This is a genomic window from Candidatus Methanoprimaticola sp. MG2, from assembly GCF_047501175.1.
Lineage (GTDB): Archaea > Thermoplasmatota > Thermoplasmata > Methanomassiliicoccales > Methanomethylophilaceae > Methanoprimaticola.
Genome location: NZ_JBEQWH010000011.1, coordinates 35,234 through 56,966, shown reverse-complemented (window position 1 = coordinate 56,966; position 21,733 = coordinate 35,234). Strand labels below are relative to the sequence as shown.

At 59.5% G+C, this 21,733-nt stretch carries 20 protein-coding genes; 13 read left to right on the top strand and 7 right to left on the bottom strand.

What is annotated here, in order from left to right:
• The coding region (locus tag V5D86_RS08395; protein ID WP_414596236.1) for a hypothetical protein at positions 1-4,994 on the top strand (4,994 nt) is incomplete at its 5' end.
• Between the two features lie 406 nt (positions 4,995-5,400).
• Here the strand turns inward: V5D86_RS08395 and V5D86_RS08390 are convergent.
• Positions 5,401-6,933 carry a nitrite/sulfite reductase gene (locus tag V5D86_RS08390; protein ID WP_414596235.1) on the bottom strand — a complete coding sequence of 511 codons (1,533 nt, stop codon included), beginning with the start codon at positions 6,931-6,933 and terminating at the stop codon, positions 5,401-5,403.
• A gap of 93 nt (positions 6,934-7,026) precedes the next feature.
• Here V5D86_RS08390 and cobO point away from each other — a divergent pair, with 93 nt between their 5' ends.
• The 4 genes from cobO (at position 7,027) to V5D86_RS08370 (ending at position 10,378) form a co-directional block, all read left to right on the top strand.
• Positions 7,027-7,575 (top strand): cob(I)yrinic acid a,c-diamide adenosyltransferase, encoded by a 549-nt coding sequence (gene cobO, locus V5D86_RS08385; RefSeq protein WP_414596234.1) that lies wholly within the window; start codon positions 7,027-7,029, stop codon positions 7,573-7,575.
• A gap of 47 nt (positions 7,576-7,622) precedes the next feature.
• Positions 7,623-8,531 (top strand): cysteine synthase A, encoded by a 909-nt coding sequence (gene cysK, locus V5D86_RS08380; RefSeq protein WP_414596233.1) that lies wholly within the window; start codon positions 7,623-7,625, stop codon positions 8,529-8,531.
• Positions 8,532-8,535: 4 nt separating this feature from the next.
• Positions 8,536-9,456 carry a homoserine O-acetyltransferase MetA gene (gene metA, locus V5D86_RS08375; RefSeq protein ID WP_414596232.1) on the top strand — a complete coding sequence of 307 codons (921 nt, stop codon included), beginning with the start codon at positions 8,536-8,538 and terminating at the stop codon, positions 9,454-9,456.
• 73 nt (positions 9,457-9,529) lie between these two features.
• Positions 9,530-10,378, top strand: coding sequence for a class I SAM-dependent methyltransferase (locus tag V5D86_RS08370; protein ID WP_414596231.1), 849 nt, complete (start codon positions 9,530-9,532; stop codon positions 10,376-10,378).
• Between the two features lie 96 nt (positions 10,379-10,474).
• Here V5D86_RS08370 and V5D86_RS08365 read toward each other — a convergent pair whose 3' ends face one another.
• Positions 10,475-11,608 carry a radical SAM protein gene (locus V5D86_RS08365; RefSeq protein WP_414596230.1) on the bottom strand — a complete coding sequence of 378 codons (1,134 nt, stop codon included), beginning with the start codon at positions 11,606-11,608 and terminating at the stop codon, positions 10,475-10,477.
• 17 nt (positions 11,609-11,625) lie between these two features.
• Positions 11,626-11,934 carry a hypothetical protein gene (locus tag V5D86_RS08360; protein WP_414596229.1) on the bottom strand — a complete coding sequence of 103 codons (309 nt, stop codon included), beginning with the start codon at positions 11,932-11,934 and terminating at the stop codon, positions 11,626-11,628.
• 261 nt (positions 11,935-12,195) lie between these two features.
• Here V5D86_RS08360 and V5D86_RS08355 point away from each other — a divergent pair, with 261 nt between their 5' ends.
• Both V5D86_RS08355 and V5D86_RS08350 read left to right on the top strand, forming a co-directional pair.
• Entirely contained in the window at positions 12,196-13,533 is a 1,338-nt protein-coding gene (locus V5D86_RS08355; protein WP_414596228.1) for a sodium-dependent transporter, read from the top strand.
• Positions 13,534-13,572: 39 nt separating this feature from the next.
• Positions 13,573-14,478, top strand: a complete 906-nt coding sequence (locus V5D86_RS08350; protein ID WP_414596227.1) for a DUF5685 family protein — start codon at positions 13,573-13,575, stop codon at positions 14,476-14,478.
• Here V5D86_RS08350 and V5D86_RS08345 read toward each other — a convergent pair.
• Together V5D86_RS08345 and V5D86_RS08340 are read right to left on the bottom strand one after the other, a co-directional pair.
• A complete protein-coding gene (locus V5D86_RS08345) occupies positions 14,470-14,703 on the bottom strand; it encodes a hypothetical protein (protein WP_414596226.1) in 234 nt (77 codons plus the stop codon). The genes V5D86_RS08350 and V5D86_RS08345 overlap by 9 nt on opposite strands.
• Before the next feature lie 22 nt (positions 14,704-14,725).
• Positions 14,726-16,234 carry a hypothetical protein gene (locus V5D86_RS08340; protein ID WP_414596225.1) on the bottom strand — a complete coding sequence of 503 codons (1,509 nt, stop codon included), beginning with the start codon at positions 16,232-16,234 and terminating at the stop codon, positions 14,726-14,728.
• 478 nt (positions 16,235-16,712) lie between these two features.
• On the opposite strand from V5D86_RS08340, the gene V5D86_RS08335 reads away from it, so the two are divergent.
• The 6 genes from V5D86_RS08335 (at position 16,713) to V5D86_RS08310 (ending at position 20,672) form a co-directional block, all read left to right on the top strand.
• Positions 16,713-17,018: a nucleotidyltransferase family protein gene (locus V5D86_RS08335; protein WP_414596224.1), complete on the top strand. Its 306-nt coding sequence runs from the start codon at positions 16,713-16,715 to the stop codon at positions 17,016-17,018.
• Positions 17,008-17,370, top strand: coding sequence for a DUF86 domain-containing protein (locus V5D86_RS08330; RefSeq protein WP_414596223.1), 363 nt, complete (start codon positions 17,008-17,010; stop codon positions 17,368-17,370). Before V5D86_RS08335 ends, V5D86_RS08330 begins: the two co-directional genes overlap by 11 nt.
• Before the next feature lie 158 nt (positions 17,371-17,528).
• Positions 17,529-19,187: an AAA family ATPase gene (locus tag V5D86_RS08325; RefSeq protein WP_414596222.1), complete on the top strand. Its 1,659-nt coding sequence runs from the start codon at positions 17,529-17,531 to the stop codon at positions 19,185-19,187.
• Complete coding sequence (locus tag V5D86_RS08320) at positions 19,184-19,510, top strand: hypothetical protein (protein ID WP_414596221.1); 327 nt, start codon at positions 19,184-19,186, stop codon at positions 19,508-19,510. The genes V5D86_RS08325 and V5D86_RS08320 overlap by 4 nt, the downstream gene beginning before the upstream one ends.
• 62 nt (positions 19,511-19,572) lie before the next feature.
• On the top strand, positions 19,573-20,139 hold the full coding sequence (locus V5D86_RS08315) for a prephenate dehydratase domain-containing protein (protein ID WP_414596220.1): 567 nt from the start codon (positions 19,573-19,575) through the stop codon (positions 20,137-20,139).
• Positions 20,136-20,672: a hypothetical protein gene (locus tag V5D86_RS08310; protein ID WP_414596219.1), complete on the top strand. Its 537-nt coding sequence runs from the start codon at positions 20,136-20,138 to the stop codon at positions 20,670-20,672. Before V5D86_RS08315 ends, V5D86_RS08310 begins: the two co-directional genes overlap by 4 nt.
• On the opposite strand, the gene V5D86_RS08305 is transcribed toward V5D86_RS08310, so the two are convergent.
• Positions 20,673-21,224, bottom strand: a complete 552-nt coding sequence (locus tag V5D86_RS08305; RefSeq protein WP_414596218.1) for a GNAT family N-acetyltransferase — start codon at positions 21,222-21,224, stop codon at positions 20,673-20,675.
• Entirely contained in the window at positions 21,200-21,733 is a 534-nt protein-coding gene (locus tag V5D86_RS08300; RefSeq protein ID WP_414596217.1) for a cysteine hydrolase family protein, read from the bottom strand. The genes V5D86_RS08305 and V5D86_RS08300 overlap by 25 nt, the downstream gene beginning before the upstream one ends.

The following is a 21,733-nucleotide window of genomic DNA, read 5'->3' as shown; positions in this document are numbered from 1 at the left end:
TCAAACTCCTCGCGGCTGTCGCCGTCCTCGCAATGGTGTTCTGCGCGTTCAGCGCAGTGACACCTGCTTCTGAGGGCGCTGACGGAGCAATTCCATCCGATGTGGAACCTGTCTCGACGTATGATGCGTTGAAGACGGCAATGACGGATGGAAGTGAATTCAACATCAAACTCACTAACAATGTGAGTGCAACCGCAGACTACGAAGCAATTGTTCTGACAAAGAGCGGAATACTTGACCTTAACGGATACAGCATAACGGTATCTGATCCCAAGGATGAGACGGAATCTGTTTCAGCCAAGAGTGTGTTCAAGATCGACACAGCAGATATCGACTTCACTCTGAAGGACTCCAGCACATCAGGTGAAGGAACGATCAAGGCACCCGATAATGCCGCGGTAGTTTTCATCACGTACAAAAATAACGTGAACCTGAATGTGAACGGAGGAACATACAACTCCGGATGCGGATTCTACTACTATACAGAGACTGCAAACAAGACATCCGACGGAAAGGTAGAGATCATCAATGCGAAGATCGTCTCCAAGAGCGTTGGAGTGTGGGTATCCAACAGCAAGGTTGCAGGCCTTACGATCAGTGACACAGAGATAACTGCAGAAAACATTGGAGTATACACTCTTGCCGATGCAGTCTCCATCGAGGGTTCGAAGATCACAGGCGGTGTTGCTCTCGAGATCAAATCTGGCGCAGTGACTGTCAAGAACACGGACCTTGTGGGAACCAAGAACTATGTTGAAGGCACAGACATCAACACCAATGGGTCCGGAGGTGCGGTCGCACCGGTGACGATCAACAACGGATACACCAATGCCGCAGGTTACAACGGAAATGTGTCCCTGACGATAGATGCGGACAGCAGCATATCATATGCTTCGACAGTGACCACGAAGACTGCGCTCCTCGCAGTCACCGATGGCGCGACCCAGACCCAGAAGAACGACATTTCCATCAGCTGGGTCGGAAAAGACAACGATATCTCGGTGAAGTACCTGACAGAATCCTCTGGGAATGAGGGCGGACTCATCTTCGTGAACGGTACCGCCGTGGTGAACAGTTCAGCGAAGTTCTCCGAGGCTGCACAGAAGACAGCCACTGGCGAAGTGAAGAAGATCCTGATCGATGCAGGAGGGAGCGATCTCACCGGAATCGGCGGAAGCTCCGATGGAGTGGCCGTGAAGTTCGGAAAGAACCAGGTGACCGTGAAAGGGCTGACTGTCCCCGCAAATGGAACCCTTGAATTCAGCGAGGGATCTGTGGCGATGAAGGGATCGGTAACTGCTGGTACCATGGCTGTAGATGGGGAAGCGAAGTTCTCCGGAATCCTCGGAGGAAATGCCCAAATCGATGTGGCCAACAGATCCAGCCTTGCACTCGAGAATGTCACGTTTGATGGCAACGCGAAGGTCGTAAAGGATGAGGGAGCTGCGGTCGAGACATCGAATGTCACCGATTCCAGAGAAGACAAAACCAACGGGTACATCCAGAACGAGAATGGCACTACTGCCGAATCGAAGCCTGGAGAGAATGCGACCACCGAGATGAAGGTCGGGGGAGAGTCCAAACTGGGACTTGAGGAAGGAGGTCTTGTCCTCGATGCGACCCAGGCCGTGATCGTATATGACGGGGACACCTGGACCATCGTCCCCGGTGCGGACATAACCATAAAGGGAAAGCTCGTGGTCCCCGAAGGTTCGAAGGTCATTGTCTCCGCAGGAGCCTTCCTGAGATTCGACGCCGCACTCGCAGAGATCGATGGGGACATCGAGATCCAGGGCGAGGACGTGGTCGACGGGAAGACTGTCGATGCAGGAGTGGTCGAGGTCAAGAACTACTCCATCATGAACATCAGCGGAAGCCTGACCATGAACGGTGACCTCAATGTCGACTCCTTCGCCACTGTCAAGATCATGCAGGATTCCACTGCTACGGTCAACGACGAGGGAGTCCTGAGTGTGAACGGTGCGGGGAAACTCATCGTGACCGAAGGGGCCGCGCTGAGTGTCGGCGGAGTAATAGATGCGAAGAACATCCACAACTACGGAACGATAACAATCGACAGCTCCGTCGCTGCGAGTTCCGCTGTCACGTCCACCATCTACATGATGGCCGACGGTGCTGTCGTGGATATCGTCGACTGGACCGCACCCAACGGATCGAAGATCACCGTGACCGATTCCAGCCTTGAACTGAAGAAGGGAAAGAACCCGTTCAAGGTGACGGCCGGGGCCGAGAACTCCGTCGACGTGACGATCACGAGTGAGAAAACCACAGTCTCTGGAATCACATTCACCCAGACTGCGAAACTGAAGGAGAAGAAGACCTTCTCCGGAGAGGAGGACAGATACACCGTCGACAGCTCCATCGATGTGGCAGGAAGCATATCCGTCGCAGATGATGATGACAATGAGGCCACTAAACCCACTGCTTCCGTCAGGCTTGACGGGAACAGCAAGGTCACTGTCTCTTCCAATCTCGTCGCTAACGAGGGAATTACGATTGTGAACGACGGGAAGCTCGAAGTCACTGGATCCATCAACGTGACATCCGATAGGACCACCTTCACGAACAACGTCCAGGACCTCACCGACCGCGGAACGAGCGGTGATGACAGCACTGGAATCACCGTCCTCGATGACGGAAAGATCGTCACCAAGGGTGCGATCACGAACGCTGTGAATGCCGCGTGGTACAAGTCCGAGGTGACCGTTCAGAGCGCCAAAGTCACATACTACAACTACGGATCCATCGGAGCCGTCCTGACGACTGCCGGTGCAGATGACACCATCAAGACTGTCACCGTCTCCGGAGTACAGACCCTGAAGGCAGGCAACACCGTTCCCGCGAACCTGAACCTAGTCATCTCGACGAATGCTGTGATGAACATCGGCGACAGTAAGAACACGGATGTGAAGCTCGAGGTCGATGCTGCAGGAAAGATCACTGGAGCAGGAACCATCGATGTCGATGGGACCCTTTTCGCCAACAACAAGACGAAGGTCTCCAACACGCTCGACATCCAGAGCGATGTCTACGCATACCAGACCGAGAACGACAAGCCCGTCAAGGAAGGATGGGCGAAGTGGACCAGCCTGGCGATCGCCCTCTCCGAATCCAAGGCCGGAGAGACGATCCAGGTCTCTACACCCACCCTCGAGATCAAGAGCAATATCACCATACCTGCGGATGTCACCGTCGTCGTCACCGATGTCACGACATCCTTTGTCATCAAGGATGGGGCCACTCTCACGATTGATGGGACCCTCAAGACAGATGTGGATATCAACGCGGAGACCAAGTTCGCGAAGGAAGCCGTCAACCGTAACGATGACACCGTCGATTCCAGCGCCATCGTTGTGAACGGAGTCCTCAAGAGCGACAGTGTCATCAAATATAACGAGACCCCCACATCCAATGACAAGAAGCTTTCCACCGGCGGAGCACCCATCGCCGGCGCATATTATGATGATGAGGACGGATACAAATGCGTCTCACCCCTTGGTGTCGCCATTGCGGACATGACCAAGGTCGGAAGTGACATCAGGATCAATGGGAAGGTCACTGTCGGAGACATCAAGTTCACCGCCACAGACGACTGCGAGAAGATCATCCTGGAGAACGGATCAATCTTCACAGCATCCTCGATCACCCTTGAGAAGTCCGGAATTGTCTCTGCAGCGGCAACTGCCGCAGGGTCCTCGCCAGCTGTTCTCGTTGGAGGTACATTCAACGGATCCATCATCGTCGGCAACGTCACTGTCATGTTCGACGATGTTAAGACGTTCGGAGTTTCGGATATCGACGGAACCATGACATTCGACAATGTCGCCGAGGTCAAGGGAACCATGGAGAATCACCCCGACAACGCATCCATCACCCTTTCTGCTGGAACCCTTACCGCTAAGAACGCACTCGGTAGCGGCAATGTCGACTTCATTGTCGCATCCGGTGCAACCCTGGTCTCAGAACTTGCGGCTGATGGTGGATCCTTCAACAAGATTGTGATCGACGGAACCGTGACAGTCGCATCCGGAAAGAAATTCGATGCGACCACTGTCGTGGTCATGGGTGGCGGAATCCTCTCTGTCGAGGCTGCCACCAGCACCACTGCATCCGGAATCGCCAGTGCTACTGAACTGTACGTCGGAATCCTTAAAGCCAAGACCACCGGAGCTGTCGCAACCGTCAACGGACCGGTCGCCCTTGGAAGCGATGGAACCGCATATATCGCAGGCGATGCGGTACTCGACGAAGCCGCACTCAAGGTGTTCGATGACATCTCCATCAAGTCCACCCAGTTCTTCGTGAACGATGGACTCTGGATGACCGTGTACACCAAGAATGCAAGCATGACTATCTCCAGCATCAAAGAACCCACTGCTGATGCTGCAGGATTCGACATCCCTGTAGAGAACGCCCTCTTCCTGGGCTGGCTCAACAAGGATGGAGATCTCGTGAACAACGATCTCATTGGATCCAGTGAGAAGGTTACTGCGAAGATCGAGACCGAGGTATATCGGATTGCGATCCTTGCCAACGAAGGTGTCGATGATATCTTCATCGACGGACAGATCCTTGTGAAGTACAACGGACTCTACCTCTTCAACGGAAACCTCTCTGCAGGAACCCACACGATCACATACACCCTTGCGAACGGATACTCTGGAGATGCGAAACTCGCGATCAACGGAACCGTTGAGAAGGGTGCCGAGTGCACCGTATCTGGCCTGAGCTTCACTCTCTCTGGAATCCCCGATTCTGCGAAGCTTGGATTTGATGACGATGACACAACAAGCCAGGACATCACCGTGACGTTCCAGCTCACCGGTATCGAGAAGTCCGGATTCACCCCCGACCAGCCCGACACCCCCGCAGCCGACAATGGAATGACCATCACCGACTACCTGCTGATCATCCTCGTCGTCCTCATCGTCGTCATGGCCATCATCGTCGCCATGAGGCTCATGAGGAGCTGATCGTAAACACACGGATGAGCGAAGGCTATCGACCAATAACCTGAACAGGAAACACAGGGGCCCGGAAGGGCCCCGACGACCACGGAGCACACCCATAACCTTAACAGCAAACGGGTCTCGGAGCGGGGCCTCCCGGACGGGAGGTCCCGGACCCTTTAGAGTTCACAGGACACAGCGGTCACATACGGAGAACGACCGCCGACGAAATCACGCTCAGTGGATCACAAGCCTCAGAGATGACGCTAAACCGGGACATCTGGTGAAATGGATGTGTATTCCTCCGTGTCCCTCCTTACGCCGGGGCTCTCCCCCCGGCGGTCCATTCTACAACCTACCACAATCCATTGACAATGAGAAGCGACGACCTGCCACCGTCTCACATCCATATCGGAAACAAGTCCGGCCGTCACACGAGATAGTCCCTCAGGACCTCCTTCAGGTCCGCATCGGAGCACCATTCGTCGAACGGTCTCCCGGACGCGGCGACCGTCCTCCCCAGATGCAGGACCATGTCCGTGCACCTGTCCACGGGCACCGCCCCGATGAGGTCCCCGAACCTCTCCCTGCCCTGGAGTCCGCATCCGTTCACGGTCACGTTGAACACCTTCACGTTCTCCCCTCCGACGCTCTTGGACGCTCCCTGCAGTCCCACGACGCCCACCTGATGGCAACCGCAGCTGGAGACGCACCCCGATATCCTGAACCTCGGGAGGCAGTCGGCGGGCAGGCCCTCGGCCCTGACCGCGTCCACCATCCCCCTGAGCAGCCCCGCCGAGTCCCTCAGACCGATCTGGCACACCGTCGCCCCGATGCATGACACCGACGTCTCGAACAGGGTCTCCGCCCCTCCGGACGTCGCATCCTCCACCGCGATGGCCTCGTTCCCGTCCAGGTTTATCACGTATAACGCACTGTCCGGGGATATCCTGACCTCCGCATCCGGCATGTCGGACGTCGCATCGTATATCCTCCTCAGGACATCCAGCGGGACGTCCCCCGCGAGGGGACGGTACGAAACATAGTACAGTCCGTCCTGCTTCTGCCTGAACACCCTCCTGTGGTCCGGGGACACCTCCACAATCGGCCGGGGACGGTACACCGGGATTTCCGGGTGGATGTCCAGGTCCTCTCTCCCCCTGACCTCGTCCAGGTGCCTCAGGAACTCCCTGCGGTACCCCTCGTCGCCCAGGGCGTCCCTCATGTACCTGGTCCTGGCACGCGCACGGTTCCCGTAGTCCCCGTGCTCGACGAACGTGTCCACCATCGCCCTGACGTAGTACAGGGTCTCCGAGGGGTCAACGCCCTCCGCGACCAGCACCCCCATCCTCGGGTTGCTGCCCAGCCCCCCGGCGGACCAGACGTCGAACATCCCGTACGGCCTGGCGACGAACCCCAGGTCCCTGAACGTCGCATGGGTCTCGTTCCTCCTTGACGACGAGAAGGCCACCTTCAGCTTGCGGGGCATCCTGACCTCGGTCATGATGTCCAGGAGATACCTCTCCGCCGCCTTCGCGTACGGGTACACGTCGAAGTACTCGCCCGGCTCGACACCGGACAGCGACGTGGCGGATACGTTCCTGGGATTGTCCCCTCCGCCGCCCTGGGTGTTTATCCCGTGGTCCAGGGCGCGGTCCATGACCTCCGCGATCTGGTCCCCCTCCAGGTCATGCAGCTGGACGGTCTCGCACGTCGTGGTGTGCACGCGGTCCAGACCGTACCTCTCGCACTCGTCTATTATGAACCCCAGCTTGTCGCGGTCCATGTGGCCGCCGCACATGCGGAGCCTGATCATCCCGCGCTCCCCGCCCCTCTGCGCATAGCTTCCGAACTGCCCGGATATGCCCTTGTACTCCTTCGCTGACATCTCCCCGGCGAAGAACCTCCTCTCGGCCTCCGCGAACACCGGGATCCTGGACCTGAAGAACTCTGCATCCTTCATACGCTGACACCCGGCATCCACAGCGGACGGATGGTTTATACGGATGACTGCGGAAGCGTCTGCCTTTTACGCTCGTTTACCGATACCGTGACCATGACCCCATGCCCCGGACCAACGAAGGAGAAGCTCGGACTCGTACAGGTGTACACCGGGAACGGAAAGGGAAAGACGACGTGCGCCCTCGGCCTCGCGCTCAGGGCCATCGGCTCCGGACTGAACGTTATCATGGTGCAGTTCCTGAAGCCGGACTGCGGATACGGCGAGCAGGTGATGGCGAAGAGCCTGGAGAGCTTCGAGATGGTCTCCCTCGGCGCGGACCACATGTGCGGGAGCAAGGTCTCCAGGGAGGAGGACCTGGAGCTCACCGGGAAGGCCATGGAGGTCTCGACGGAGGCCCTCCGTTCCGGGAGGTACGACCTGGTGATCCTCGACGAGATAAACAACTCCATGCGCTTCGGGCACGTGTCCGCGGAGGACGTCATCGCCATGCTGGAGTGCAGGGCGCCGAACACTGAGGTCGTCCTGACCGGGCGCGGAGCCCCGGCGGAGATCATCGAGTACGCGGACCTGGTTACGGAGATGACCCTGGTGAAGCACCCCATGGACCGCGGGATACCCGCGAGGAAGGGCATCGAATTCTGACCAAATGGGTAGGTATTTATCGGTCGTCGCATTCGTCGGAACATCATATGGCAGTCTACAACAGCATCACGGAGACCATCGGCGACACGCCGCTCATACGTCTGAACAGGATGGCGCCCAAGGGCTCCCACGTCTACGTCAAGGCGGAGAGGGGCAACCCTGCGGGATCGATCAAGGACCGCGCGGCACTGTCGATGATCGAGGATGCCGTGGCACGCGGAGCGCTCAGGGAAGGGGGGACCATAGTGGAGCCCACCTCCGGGAACATGGGCATCGCGATAGCGATGATCGCCGCGGCCCGGGGATTCAAGGCGGTCATCGTCATGCCGGACACCATGACCAAGGAGCGCATATCCCTCATGAGGGCGTACGGCGCGGAGGTCGTCCTGTCCCCCGGGGCGCAGGGGATGCAGGGCGCGGTCGACATGGCCGACTCCATCGCGAAGGAGAGGGACGGCTTCGTCTGCGGACAGTTCGACAACCCCGCCAACGCCGCGGCCCACAGGACCGGCACCGGCAGGGAGATCCTCAGGGACCTCCCGGACGTCGACCTGGTGTACGCCGGGTTCGGAACGGGAGGGACGGCGACCGGGATAGCGCAGGCGTTCATCGACGCCGGCTCCAAGGGGAAGGTCATAGGCATAGAGCCCACCGAGAGCCCCCTGCTGTCCGACGGACGTGCCGGACCCCACAGGATACAGGGCATCGGGGCCAACTTCGTCCCCGGGAACCTGCACGCGGACCTCCTCGGCGGCATCGAGACCGTGGACGGCGACGACGCCGTCAGGACGTGCGTCCGCCTCGCCAGGGAGGAGGGGATATTCTGCGGCATATCGTCGGGATGCAACGTCTTCGCCGCCATCCGCGAGGCCGAGAGACATCCCGGGAAGAGGATCGTCGCCATACTCCCGGACGGCGGCGAGAAGTACATGAGCCTGGGCATATTCGACGAGTGATAACGTGCCGGTGAACATCCCCAACGACCTGCCCGCGGCATCCGTCCTCGAGTCCGAGAACATCTTCGTGATGACCGAGACCAGGGCGACGACGCAGGACATACGTCCCCTGGACATCCTGATCGTGAACCTCATGCCCACCAAGGTCGAGACGGAGACCCAGATCCTCAGGTGCCTCAGCAACAGCCCCCTGCAGACAACCGTCGAGTTCCTGCAGATGGCCAGCCACACCTCCAAGAACACCTCCGCCGAGTACCTCAGGAGGTTCTACACCACGTTCGAGAAGGTCCGCGACAGGAACTACGACGGCGTCATAATCACCGGCGCGCCGGTGGAGAACATAGAGTTCGAGGACGTCGACTACTGGCCGGAGCTGTGCGAGATCATGGACTGGACCAGGAGCCACTCCTCGTCCACCCTGTACATCTGCTGGGGGTCCCAGGCGGGACTCTACCACCACTACGGCGTACGCAAGTACCCCCTGGAATCGAAGATCTCCGGCATATTCGAGCACAACGTCCAGGCCCCGAACGAGCCCATACTCAGGGGGTTCGACGACAGGTTCCACATGCCCCAGTCCAGGCACACCCAGCTGGTGCTCGAGGACATACAGGCGGACCCGCACCTGCACATCATAGCCTCGTCCCCGGAGACGGGGGTGGGGATAGTGGTGTCCGAGAGGAACGAGGTGTTCATCACGGGACACTTCGAGTACGACAAGGGGACGCTGGCGTACGAGTACGAGCGCGACCTCGCGGCGGGGAAGAACCCGCACGTCCCCGACCACTACTTCGAGGACGACGACCCGCACAAGGACCCGATCGTCAGATGGAGATGCCACGCGACCATGTTCTTCACGAACTGGCTGAACTACTGCGTCTATCAGGAGACACCCTACGACAAGGGTGCCATCGGACGCAGGTGAACAACCGGGGGCGGCCCTCGGAAAGGGGCCGCTCTCGGACATTTATATACTATACATTCCATTCCGCAATCGAATGGATTTTGACTTCAAAGACGGACCTGAAGGGACGATCGACTTCTCCGAGTCCCAGCTCCGTGAAGCCTACGGACGTATGGAGATGGACAGGCAACCCTGGGCCTCCCACACAGGAAAGGAGGTAGACTTCATAGAATCGGTGGTCGACCTTCGGGAATCGAAGGTCCTGGATATGGGCTGCGGCATCGGACGCCACTCCCTGGAGATCGCATCGAGACATCCTCAGAGCTCCGTCCTGGGCATCGATTTCTCGGAGAGCAACATATCCAAGATCAGGAAGAAACCCCACCCCAGGAATGCAAAGTTCCAGGTCGCTGACGGAAGGGGCTATCGCACACAGGGCTTCGATGTCGCTCTTGCCCTCTACGACATCATAGGGTCCTTCCCGGATGAAGAGGACAACCTCAGCATCCTGAGAAACTGCGTGAGGTCCCTCTCGCCCAGAGGAACCCTCATCATCTCCGTCATGAACATGGAGCTGACACGTGCTATCGCCAGGCCCGAGAACGTCGGGAACGTTATCGGGAATCCGGAGTTGCTGTTCCGTCTGAAACCCACGGACATCATGCACAAGTGCGGGGATGTGTTCGATCCCGAACACTTCCTGATAGATCCGGATTCGAACCTCGTCTACAGGAAGGAGCAGTTCAGCGGCGATGACTCCCTGCAGGCGGAATATGTGATACGCGACCGCAGATACACAGGTTCCGAGGTCAGGGAGATGCTGGAATCTGAAGGCATGACCGTGTCCGATATACGCTATGTACAGGCGGGCAGATGGGATACACCCCTGGAACCCACCGACCCCAAGGCGAAGGAGATCCTGGCGGTCGCCGTCAAGAGATGATCGCTGTCTCTCGAAGATCGTTCTCTGAAGATTACACCGGCATGTCCGCCTTGGACTCAAGCGTTGCACAATTTGTGCAACGCTTGAAGACCGCCGTCACTGGGACACGGTCTTCGGGTTGACGAGCTTCCCGACGATGGCATCCTTGACAAAGGGGTTGAGCCCCGAGACATCCTCCCTCCCGTCGATGATGCCCTGGACCTCTGCCGATATGTGGGTGAAGACCTCGCGGAATATCCTGCACGAATCTCCCCCGTTGTTCTCGATGCCGCACTCGTGATATGCATCCATGCTGCATCCGCCGTTGCAGTATCTGAATATGGGACAGGTCTGACACCTCTCCCTGCGCTTGATCGAGCCTTCCAGGATCCTCCCGAACCCTTCCGAACGGAAGGCATCGGAGATGTGCTCGATCTCGTTCACGTTCCCCATGCAGAACTCCTTCGGGCAGGCCTTAGCGCACGGGTATATCGAACCGTCCGGATGGACGCATATCCACTTCGTCAGACAGGACGTGTGGGCGCAGTCGGACGGCGTCGGGTCCCCCAGGTAGTTCAGCACGTAGAGGTAATGCGGTATGAGCGGGACCTTGGAGTCCGGATCGTGGAGCCACGCATCGAACGCCTCTATGCTCCCCCTGATGAACTCATCCGCATCCGGGACGGTGCCGTTGCATTTGGCGCACCCGGCGGGGATCACGGGGGAGAACGACACGTTGGTGCCCTTGTCGCGGTAGTACTCGTAGAGCTCCCTCTGCCTCAGAGCGGTCTCCCTCGATATGGTCGAGCTGACTGAGTACTTGTTCTCCTTGGCGGACAGAAGGGATATCGCCTTCTCGGGATCCAGTTCCCTCAGGACGCCGTTGTAGGGTCCCTCGCATGAGACCCCGACGTTGATGGCCTTCTCCCTGCAGTAGGCCATGAAGCGCCTGTTGAGGAGCGTCCCGTTGGTCTGTATGGTGTTCCCCACGCGGAAGGAGTTCTTCCCGAAGTACCTCTCCTCAATCTCCATGACGCTCTTGTAGAAGGACATCGGAAGGGTCATGGGCTCCCCTCCGTGCCATATGAACCAGGCGGCCTCATACTCCTCGGAGACCATCCTCATGAGGCGGTCTATCGAGTCCAAGGAGATGTCCCCGCGCACACGCTCCTCTGGAGCGTGATAACAGTGGCTGCAGGACTCGTTGCAGAAAAGTGTCGGTTTGACGATGACCGAGATGTAGGGCTTCATGGCCGGCGGATGCCGGCTCAGAAGGGCCAGTAGGTCCAGACGCCGTTGAAACCGTTGGTGACGTAGCAGCAGCAAGCGCAGCAGCAGACGACGAGACCGACGACGCAGGCGTGCCATCCCAGGGAGTTGCAGTATCCGTTGTCTCCGCAGCAGCAGTAGCTGCACTTGGAGTCTCCGCCGTGCTCCTCGTCGGCGGCACCGTCGAAACGACCGTCATGGTCGTAGTTCTCGGGAAGGCCCTCCATCGCGAATGCGATGAATGCTGCCGGGGACTGGCTCTCGTAAAGTGCTGTCAGTTTGTCAACGGATTCCGCGTCGTACGCCATGATTCTATTCACCTACCACTGCTGGCTGGTACAGCTTCCGAACCTTTATGCCATATATATGACTTATTGACACTCCGGACCTCTGGCTGTGCCCGGACCCTCCCCATCGGTACCGAAACCGGCCCGCACCGCCCTCCCTCGACGGACGCGGGATCCACTCCGACAGGCCCTATTGATGTACAATATAGATGAACGATGTCCCTTTACGATACCAACATTCATATCCGCCCCATCATCATGACATGAAGACGAGGTTCTCCGATGGGATGCGAAGGCGAGCGTGACGGATTCAGGAGCAGGGGCGGCTTCATCGTGTCCTGCATAGGCTCGTCCGTGGGGATGGGCAACATCTGGCGCTTCCCCGCGATGGTGTCGCTCTTCGGCGGGCTGACGTTCATCGTCCCGTACCTGTTCTTCGTCGTCCTGATCGCCCTCACCGGGGTGATGGCCGAGTTCGCCCTCGGACGTTCCGCCAAGACCGGACCCGTGGGGGCGTTCGGCAGATGCACGGAGATGCGCTTCGGGAACGAGAGGATCGGGAAGGCCATAGGCCTGATCCCCATCATGGGGTCCCTGGCACTGGCGATAGGCTACACCTGTGTCATGGCCTGGATCTTCGACTACACGTTCATGGCGTTCAACGGGGAGCTGATATCCCTGGGCCAGGACATGGGGTCCATCGGCGGGCTCTTCGACTCCATAGCGACGTCCGGCGGTGCGAACGTCTGGGTCGTCGTGGCGGTCGTGACATCCCTGGGCATCCTCGCCCTCGGGGTGTCCAGAGGCATAGAGAAAGCGAACAGCGTGATGATGCCCGTCCTCTTCCTCCTGTTCATCGGCCTGATGGTCTACATCGCCACCCTTCCGGGGGCGTCCGCAGGATACTCCTACATATTCTCCATCGACACGGAGATGCTCGGGAACCCCCTGGTCTGGATCTTCGCGTTCGGACAGGCGTTCTTCTCCCTGTCCGTGGCCGGCAACGGCAGCGTCATCTACGGGTCGTACCTCGACAGGAAGGAGTCCATACCATATTCGGCAGGGGTGGTCGCGACGTTCGACACCACGGCCGCGCTCCTTGCATCCATGGTCATAATACCCGCGATGGCCGCGGGAGGCTCCGAGCTGACGGGCGGCGGTCCGGGGCTCATGTTCATCCATCTCGTCAACGTGTTCAACGGCATGCCGATGGGCCAGATGATCGGGGTGGTCTTCTTCGTCTGCGTGCTGTTCGCCGGACTGAGCTCCATCATCAACCTCTACGAGGCTCCGATCGAGTACCTCCAGCAGAGGTTCGGGACGCGTCGCGCGACCGCGACCGCGGCGATCCTCGCGATCGGATGCATCGTAGCCCTCTGCATACAGGGGATCGTCTCCCAGTGGATGGACGCCGTATCGATATTCATATGCCCGCTCGGCGCCCTCCTGGCCGGGGCGATGTTCTTCTGGGTGGCCGGCAGGAGGTTCGCGGAGGACGAGGTGAGCGAAGGCGCGAAGAGGAGGATAGGCGGATGGTTCTTCCCCCTCGGCAAGTACGTCTACTGCTCACTCACGCTGGTGGCCCTCGTCGCCGGGGCGCTCCTGGGCGGCATAGGATGAGTCCCCAGCCTTTATAACCAGGTCCCCATTGGAGGAACGATGTTCGGGTACACCGTCCCCGCCTACAGCAGACTGTCCCCCGCGGACAACAACCTCTACAGGAGATACTACTGCGAGGGGTGCCACCAGCTCAGGGCCGGGTTCGGTCTGACAGGCACGACCACGGTGAACTACGACATGACGTTCAACACCATACTCCTGAACGGGATCATGTCCGATTGTCCGGAGTTCGACGGCACCAAGAGGAGGATCTGCGTCCTGGACGCCCCCAAGGCCGACTCGTCCATGATGAGGAAGATGGCCGCATACACCCTCATCCTGACCAAATGGGAGCTGTACGACGACGAGACGGACCTCCCGTCCGCGAAGACGAAGCTGATCTCGTTCGTCCTGCGCAACGCCATGGAGAAGGCCGTGTCCCTCTACCCCGAGTACGACGAGATGGTCGGGGAGGGGTTCATGAGGCTCCGCGACATGGAGCTCGCCGGATGCAGGGACGCGCCGCGCATGGGGAGGGAGTTCGGGAAGGGCCTGACGGGGCCCCTGGAGGACATCTCGGGGGAGTTCTACTCCAGGGAGCTGGGCGATGTGTTCACCGAGCTCACCGCCGCGGTGTACCTCATGGACGCGATCGACGACCTGGAGGACGACTTCCTCGACGGGACATACAACCCGCTCCTCCCGGAGTCGGGGTTCGTCAACGCCAGGAGGCTGATAGACTCCTCCGTCTACGAGCTCACCGGGACCGTCGGCGACGTGGTCGGGTCCCTCCAGGGCGCGTATTCCAGGGTCCGCCCGCAGATGAGGGGCAACGAGAGCCTGTGCGACAACATAGTCTACTACGGCATACCCGAATCCGCCAAGAAGGTCATCATGGGCGAGGCCAAGGCAAAGGCCAGCATCAAGAACATCCTGGGCAACAGGAAGGAACGCCTCTCAGAATGACCCCCTCGGGTCGTAATGGGAGCAGACGTCGAGGGAGTCCCTGTCCTCTCCGGACCTAGAGCATCTGCCGCCGCCCCACGACAGGCAGGACCCGCAGCTTCCGGGACGGTATCTCCCGCACCCCTCGTCGGGACCGGTCGGCCTGGACTCCGGGATGCACACCCACAGGTCGTCCTTGTGATTGCAGTACCTGCATGTGCGGCACTTCCCGTAGCTCTCGTCCATGACCGCTGATGTCGGAGGTGGCTTATCCGTTTTGTCCCCGTCCGTCATCTTCGTCCCAGGCCCTCTTGACACTCCCGACGGCCTTGGTCATCCTCTTCCTACCGTAGAAGCTCTCGGTCATCTCCGTCGACGCGTAGCCCATGAGCACGCTCACGGACCCTGTGTCCAGGTCGCTGCCCAGATGCCTCTGGCCGAACGTCCTGCGGCATTCGCGGAGATCGGATCCGATGCCGAGATCCTTCTCCACAACCTCCTCGATCCCCCTGATCGCGTTGCCCCAGGGTGCACAATTCAAGCCAATGGCTCGGTCACTCGCACCCTTTGCGCCCCTGGATATGAGCCCGTCGAAGTAGTCCACGATGAGAGCGTCCAGCCTGTCGGTCCTCGGATGGGCCTTCGATCCGGTTAGGTCCATGAGGATCATCGACGGGCCGCTGCGTATCGTGATGTAGATCTCGTAGCACCTGGCGAACGCCTCCACCTTGGATGCGTAATATCCCATCTTCGGGTTGTCGCCCAAAGCGCCGTGGATCTCGGAGCAGTAGCGGGCGTGGACCCGTGAGAAGTCGCCCGAGTGGGAGGGGCGACCCAGGAAGGCGTCCATGGCATGGGCGTACTCGTGGACGAGAACGCCGATGCACGAGGCGCTGACGAGGATGTCCTGGAGGACCTCGCTGTACTGTCCCGAGAACCCTGTGTGAGAGAACCTACGGACCCTGAGACGAAGGTCATACCGGTCGGGCGGGGGAATCAGGAGGCCATCGTCGATGAGCCTGCCGACGCCCTCCGACACGCCCATGGCCGTGGCCTCGTCCACCGAACCGTCGATGTCGAACCCGGAGAAGAGCTCCGCGAGGCGGGAGCCCGACATCATCTTTGCCGCCGCGGAAATCCTGCGGAGGTCACAGTACGGCTTCAGATCCCTGCTGACGTCCCTGAGTCTCCCGCGGGCGCGGCACAGAGCGCGGACCGACAGCGATAGCAGGTCGAGCCTCCTCTTGCGGAGACCGAAGTCCGCAATCACCCCGTCCTCGGTGGATGCTGCGTCGAGCGTCGCCCCGTCCGGCGACCCGAGGTACCGGACCTCTCTGGCGGCCCTGACGTCGGAGACCCTGACCATGTCCGAGACGTGCGCCTGCAGCGTCAGCAGCTCCGCCTCCGCCACCGCCAGACGGGGATCGGACACGATGTACTCGGAGGGTCCCACCGAGATCGCCCTTCCGTGCAGCTCCGGGGGGATCCCCTCGGCAGGGGAGACGAACGTCACACTGCCAGTCCTCAGACGTACTGTCAGACCCGCGGCCCTACCACATCCCTGCCCCTGGACCGATAGGAAGGACCTCAATGACTCCAGCAGGTCCCCTCCGCACTCGAACTCCTCCGCGTCAAGCCATCCGGACAGCAGGTCCGGACATCCGGCTGCCACGGAGACAAGGCCAGAGGCGTGCTCTGGGAACCCCGCGTCCGCCCAGGCGTCGGCCAGCGATTGGAGCGCATCCGCAGTCGTGTGATGAGTGGAAGTAACTGTCATCCGTGCATCCCCCTCAGCGTATCGGCCCATACGATATCCATTTTACGAAACAGTTTCCGATTTCCGGGAGGGGTGCTGCATTCGGAACCATCTTCTCTTGCCGAAAGGCAGGAGTCGGAGAATGAGCGATGCACAGATCCCATGGGATGAGAACGAGAGGGTCCGATGCCGGCCGTCGATGGACCGCCATGTCCGACATGCGGTTGCAGGGAGTGGGACCAGGAACGGGTCTCGGGCGGGATCGTACTCACCTGTCGAAATTGCAGAAAAAAGATCGGGCTGATGATCTGGTTGCGCGGCCCCCCCCTCCGCGACGAAATCCTCCCTGCCGTCGGAGTCCCCCACGTACACATCGAACCCCCTTCCAGCAGCTCCGTGAGGATCGTATTCTCCATGTGCCCGGAGTGTTCTCCGGACGGTAGCTCAGGATGGCCGTGCCCGAACCTGGTTTATATAGAGCTGACGCGATTGTCCCACCATGGTCGGAACGAAGGAGTACACGTTCGAGGAGCTCTGCAGGATAGTGGGGCCCATCGCCGAGTCCTATGGCATGAGGCAGGTGTATCTCTTCGGATCCAGGGCCCGCGGTGACAATACCGAGGATAGCGACTACGACTTCTGCGTCGTGACGTCCGACGACTGCGACCTCTTCGAACTCGGCGGGTTCTTCGCCGATCTGAGGGATGCCCTCGGAGTGGAGATCGACCTTGTCTGTCAGGGGTCCCTCCGGGACGACTTCAGCAGGGAGGTCCTCAGAGACAGGAGGCTGCTCTATGAGGCGTGACATCGACATCCTTCGTGATATCGTGAAGTACTGCGACATCGTGAACGAGGCCGTCGAGATGTTCGGCTCGGACGAGGAGGACTTCCTGGACAACAAGGTGTACCAGACCTCGACCGCCTTCTCCATCCTACAGATAGGCGAGCTCGTGAAGAGGCTCTCCCCGGAGCTCAGGGACAAGTTCGGGGACGTCACCTGGAGGAAGATCGCAGGCATGCGCGACATGTTCGCGCACCAATACCACAACGTCATCCCGGAACTGCAGTGGAAGACGATCACCGAGAGGGTCCCTGAGCTCAGAGTGGCATGCCTGGAGATCATCGGCGTCCTCGAATCCGGAGACGCGGACGAGTGAATCACATCAACACATCCGTCTCGGTTCCGAGCGCATGCCATGGTCGGGTCGGAGCGGATGGATGCTCGGTGACTTCCCCTCTTTGGTGCAATCACCCTGACTGCTTCTTGTCGCACATCCTGCATAGTTATTTGACTACTGAGAGCATATGCGAAAGCATGAGGAAGATACCCATCGGCATCCAGGATTTCAAGGAGATACGCGGCGATGATTATTACTACGTCGACAAGTCCGATCTGATCGCGCAGATCCTTGACTCCAAGGTCGAGGTGTACCTGTTCACCAGGCCAAGGAGGTTCGGGAAGTCCCTGAACCTCTCGATGCTGGACGCGTTCCTCAACGTGAAGCACAAGGGCAACACATGGTTCGATGGCCTCAGAGTATCCGAGAGGAAGGATCTAGAGCCGAGGAAGAACGCATCCCCCGTCCTATACTTCGATTTCAAGGACATCAATTCCAGCACATTCGACTCGTTCCGTGCTGGAATGGCGAACAAGGTCGCCGACCTGTACCGTCTGAATGTCGAAGTCCTGGAGGATGTCTCAGACCTCAAACTGAGGAAGGACGTCTCAGACATAAGGATGGGAACATCGGATGTGGACACTCTGTCCAGATCCCTCCGCATTCTGACCAATCTCATGCAGGACCACCATGGGAGGAAAGTGGTCGTCCTCATCGATGAATACGATAACCCAGTACATAACGCTCATGGCACAGAGGACTTCAGGAAGATACTGGATTTCATGAAAATAATGCTGGGCTCCGCCCTCAAGGGGAACGAATCGCTAGATCTCGCAGTGGTCATCGGCGTTATGCAGATCTCGAAGGAGAGCATATTCTCTGGATTCAACAACCCGTATGTGAACAACATATTCTCCAAGGAATCCGACGAGATGTTCGGATTCACCCCGGACGAGGTCAGGAAGCTGTGCGCCGACTACGGCCATCCGGAGAGGTACGAGGAGGCGAAGGACTGGTACGACGGCTACATCTTCGGAGATGCCGAGATATACAATCCATGGAGCGTCCTCAACTACGTCAAAAGGGGATTCGAACCATCATCGTACTGGGCCGGGACCAGCGGGAACTCGATCATAGACCATCTCCTCGCCAATGCCAGGAGTGAGACGTACGATATCCTGAGAGGACTGGCCACCGGCAGTTCGGTGAAAATGGAGATCGACGGTATGATCACGTTCGAAGAATTGGACTACGCCCCGGAATCCATCTACTCTGTGATGGTCATGTCGGGATATCTGCGCGCGATGCATGAGAGAAGCGACCACTACCTCATATCGATCCCCAACATGGAGATGTACCTCATATACTCCAAGATGGTCGCCGCAAGGCTCGATACGACCGGGAGGAAGATAAGATCGTTACAGAACGAGCTGGTCTCCGGCGATGCCGCATCCGTCTCCAGGACGATCGAGGACCTCCTGATGACGGACATGAGCTTCAGGATCCTGGACGATGAAGCTACCTATCAGGCATACCTCATAGGACTGCTGTTCAACCTGCACGATCAGTATGATATCAAGGCAGAGCGTGAGGTCGGGAAGGGTTACTGTGACATACTCATGTCATCCAAGGTCGCCGGCGTACCGAGCATCGTCATAGAGCTGAAGCGGGGAGACGGGGCATCGGACCTGGATGACCTCGCGGCCGATGCCGTGAGACAGATCCGCGACAGGGAGTACCATCACGGGTTGAGTGGACGTGTGCTGCTGTATGGCATGGCGTTCCACGGGAAGGATGCGCGCATCGTCTCGGAGGAGCTCGACGACCGTGCGGGTCCGGTCGCCGGATCAGGGTGAACGCTGCGTTCGCGGCGGACGTCCGGGCACAGTACCTGCTGTCGGCGCTGCCGATGATCATCGCGTCGTCCGGACCCATCACGCCGAGCGACCTGATGTATCCCGAGTATGCGGGGGACCTCTTGTTCGGGACGACCGATGTGACCGTCCACGTATACGACACACATGCCGATTCCTGGGAACCGTTCGACGGGGACGTCGTCGTGGAGAGCGATCCGAACGATACTCCTGATGGGACTCCGGACATCGTGGTCCTGTCCATGATCTCCATGCTCACGATCCTGGGGGTTATGGCATACCGCCTCATGAGAACGAGAGGGTGACCACCCATGCAACCGCACCAAGGTCATGAATTCCTAAATATCGCGACCTGTTCCCTCCGCTCATGACGATAAGAGTGGCGTATATGGGCATCCCGGGATCCAACTCGGAGCAGGCCGCCACGGAACTGGCAGGCGCCATGGGCTGGGACGTGTTCGCCCTCATCCCGGAAGAGGATTCCCGCAACACCATCGATGCGCTGGACTCGGGAACGGCCGACTACGGGGTCGTCGCATCCCGCAACGTCACCGCAGGTCCGGTGATCGAGACGGAGGAGTCCCTGAAGGGACGCGATGACATCGAGGTCCTCCGTGCTCTGTGGCTCCCCATACACCATTGTGCGTTCATCAGACGCCCCGGGATCGAGGTCAGACACGTGGCATCCCACATCCAGGCGCTCCTCCAGACCAGGAACAGCCTCGACAGGCTGTATCCGGGCGCGGACAGGATCGAGGTGTCGGACACCGCCGTGGCGGCCGAGATGCTGGCGGACGGTAGGCTGTCCGAGGACACCGCAGTGATATGCAGGAGGAACGCGGGGGAGATGTTCGACCTCCATATGGCCCACGAGAACATCGAGGACATGGAGGGCAACATGACCGAGTTCATGCTTCTGAGGCTGAAGGGATGATCGCCGAACAGATCGAGGAGGACGCCAGGAGGCTCGATGAGATCATAGCGGGCCTGAACCGCGAGGCCAACGAGCACAAGAGGAGCCGGGATGACTTCCACGAGAAGGCATCCCTCCTGGCGGACAAGAGGGACAAGCTCCAGAGGAAGGCCAGATCCCTGTCCTCGGAGGCGGCCGTCTACAAGGAGCGCCGGGACGAGGCCAACCTGACCGCCAAGGAATGCCGCGCGAGACGCGACGAATGGAACGACCGTGTCGCGAGGATGCGCGCATCCGGGGGGCTCGGCGACATCGGGGAGGGCAAGTCCCAGGCGAACAGCTGGCATCAGAAGGCCACCAAGGCGTCCGAGGAGTCCAATCTCGCCCATACCAAGATGCATCAGCTCTACGAGGAGGCGGACAGGCTCCGCGAACAGGCGCAGACATGCCACGAGCAGTTCCTGGACTGCAAGAGGGCGGCGGATGCGGAGCACGCCCGCTACATAGATGCGGTCCGCAGGATCGAGAAGGTCAGGGACAACCTGCCCGACTGATCAGACGTAGACGCACACGTCCGACCTGGAGGCGGTCATGAACCTGTACGTGCGCATCCTGCCGGTCTTGGGGTCCGGGAGGTCGCACACCGCGGTCTGACGGAAGTTGCATTTCTCGAGACATCTCCCGGACGCCTCGTTCTCGACATCGTGACGGGCCTGTACGAAGTCGAAGGCCGTCGTGTCGAACACGTAGTTCACTATGGCGCCTATGGCCTCCGTCATGTACCCGTTGTCCCAATGCCTCTGCGAGAGGCAGTACCCTATCTCGCAGCATCTCCTCTCGGGATACTCCCTGACGACGGTGATGCTCCCTATGGGCTCGTCCGATCCGCGCAGCGTGATGCACCAGTCCATGGAACCCAGGTCGTAGTCCCTCAACCATCCGGAGATCACCCTCCTCGTCTCGTCCACGTCCGCGTGGGGCTCCCATGTGGCGAACCTCGTCACCTCCGGATCCGACATCCAGTTGCGGAACGCGGGCTCCGCATCGTCCAACGTGAAGCGCCTCAGCTGGAGGCGCTCGGTCAGGAGACGCATCGTGAGCCCCATCGGAGGACCTCCACCTGCAGCGACGGCAGGATGTCCAAGGCCTTCTCTCCCAGGTCCGGGTCGTATGATGCGACACAGTCCCTCCTGACGAGAACCCTGGCATCAGGATTGGCCGTCCTCGCCATGACCGCATTGGCCAGGACACAGACGTTGGTCGCCACGCCGCATATCTCGATCTCGTCGAAACCCTTCAGAACCTCCAGGAGACGGGCGCAGCCGAACGTGTCCTTCTCGATGACGGTGCACCTCTCCCGGTACGTGGACACCTTCCCGTGCAGCCTCCAGCCATCAGTCCCTGCGATGCAGTGCTCCACCGGCAGCATGCGCCCCTCCAGCGTGGAGAGGTAATCGGGAGAATGCGTATCCATCGTCATGAAGACGGGATCCCCGGAACGGAGGTAGTCCTCTATGCGCGAGCATATGGGACCCTCTATGGAGACGGCCCCTGGACTACCGAGAGGACCGTCTGTGAAATCGTTTTGATAGTCGACGACAACCAGGGCACGCAT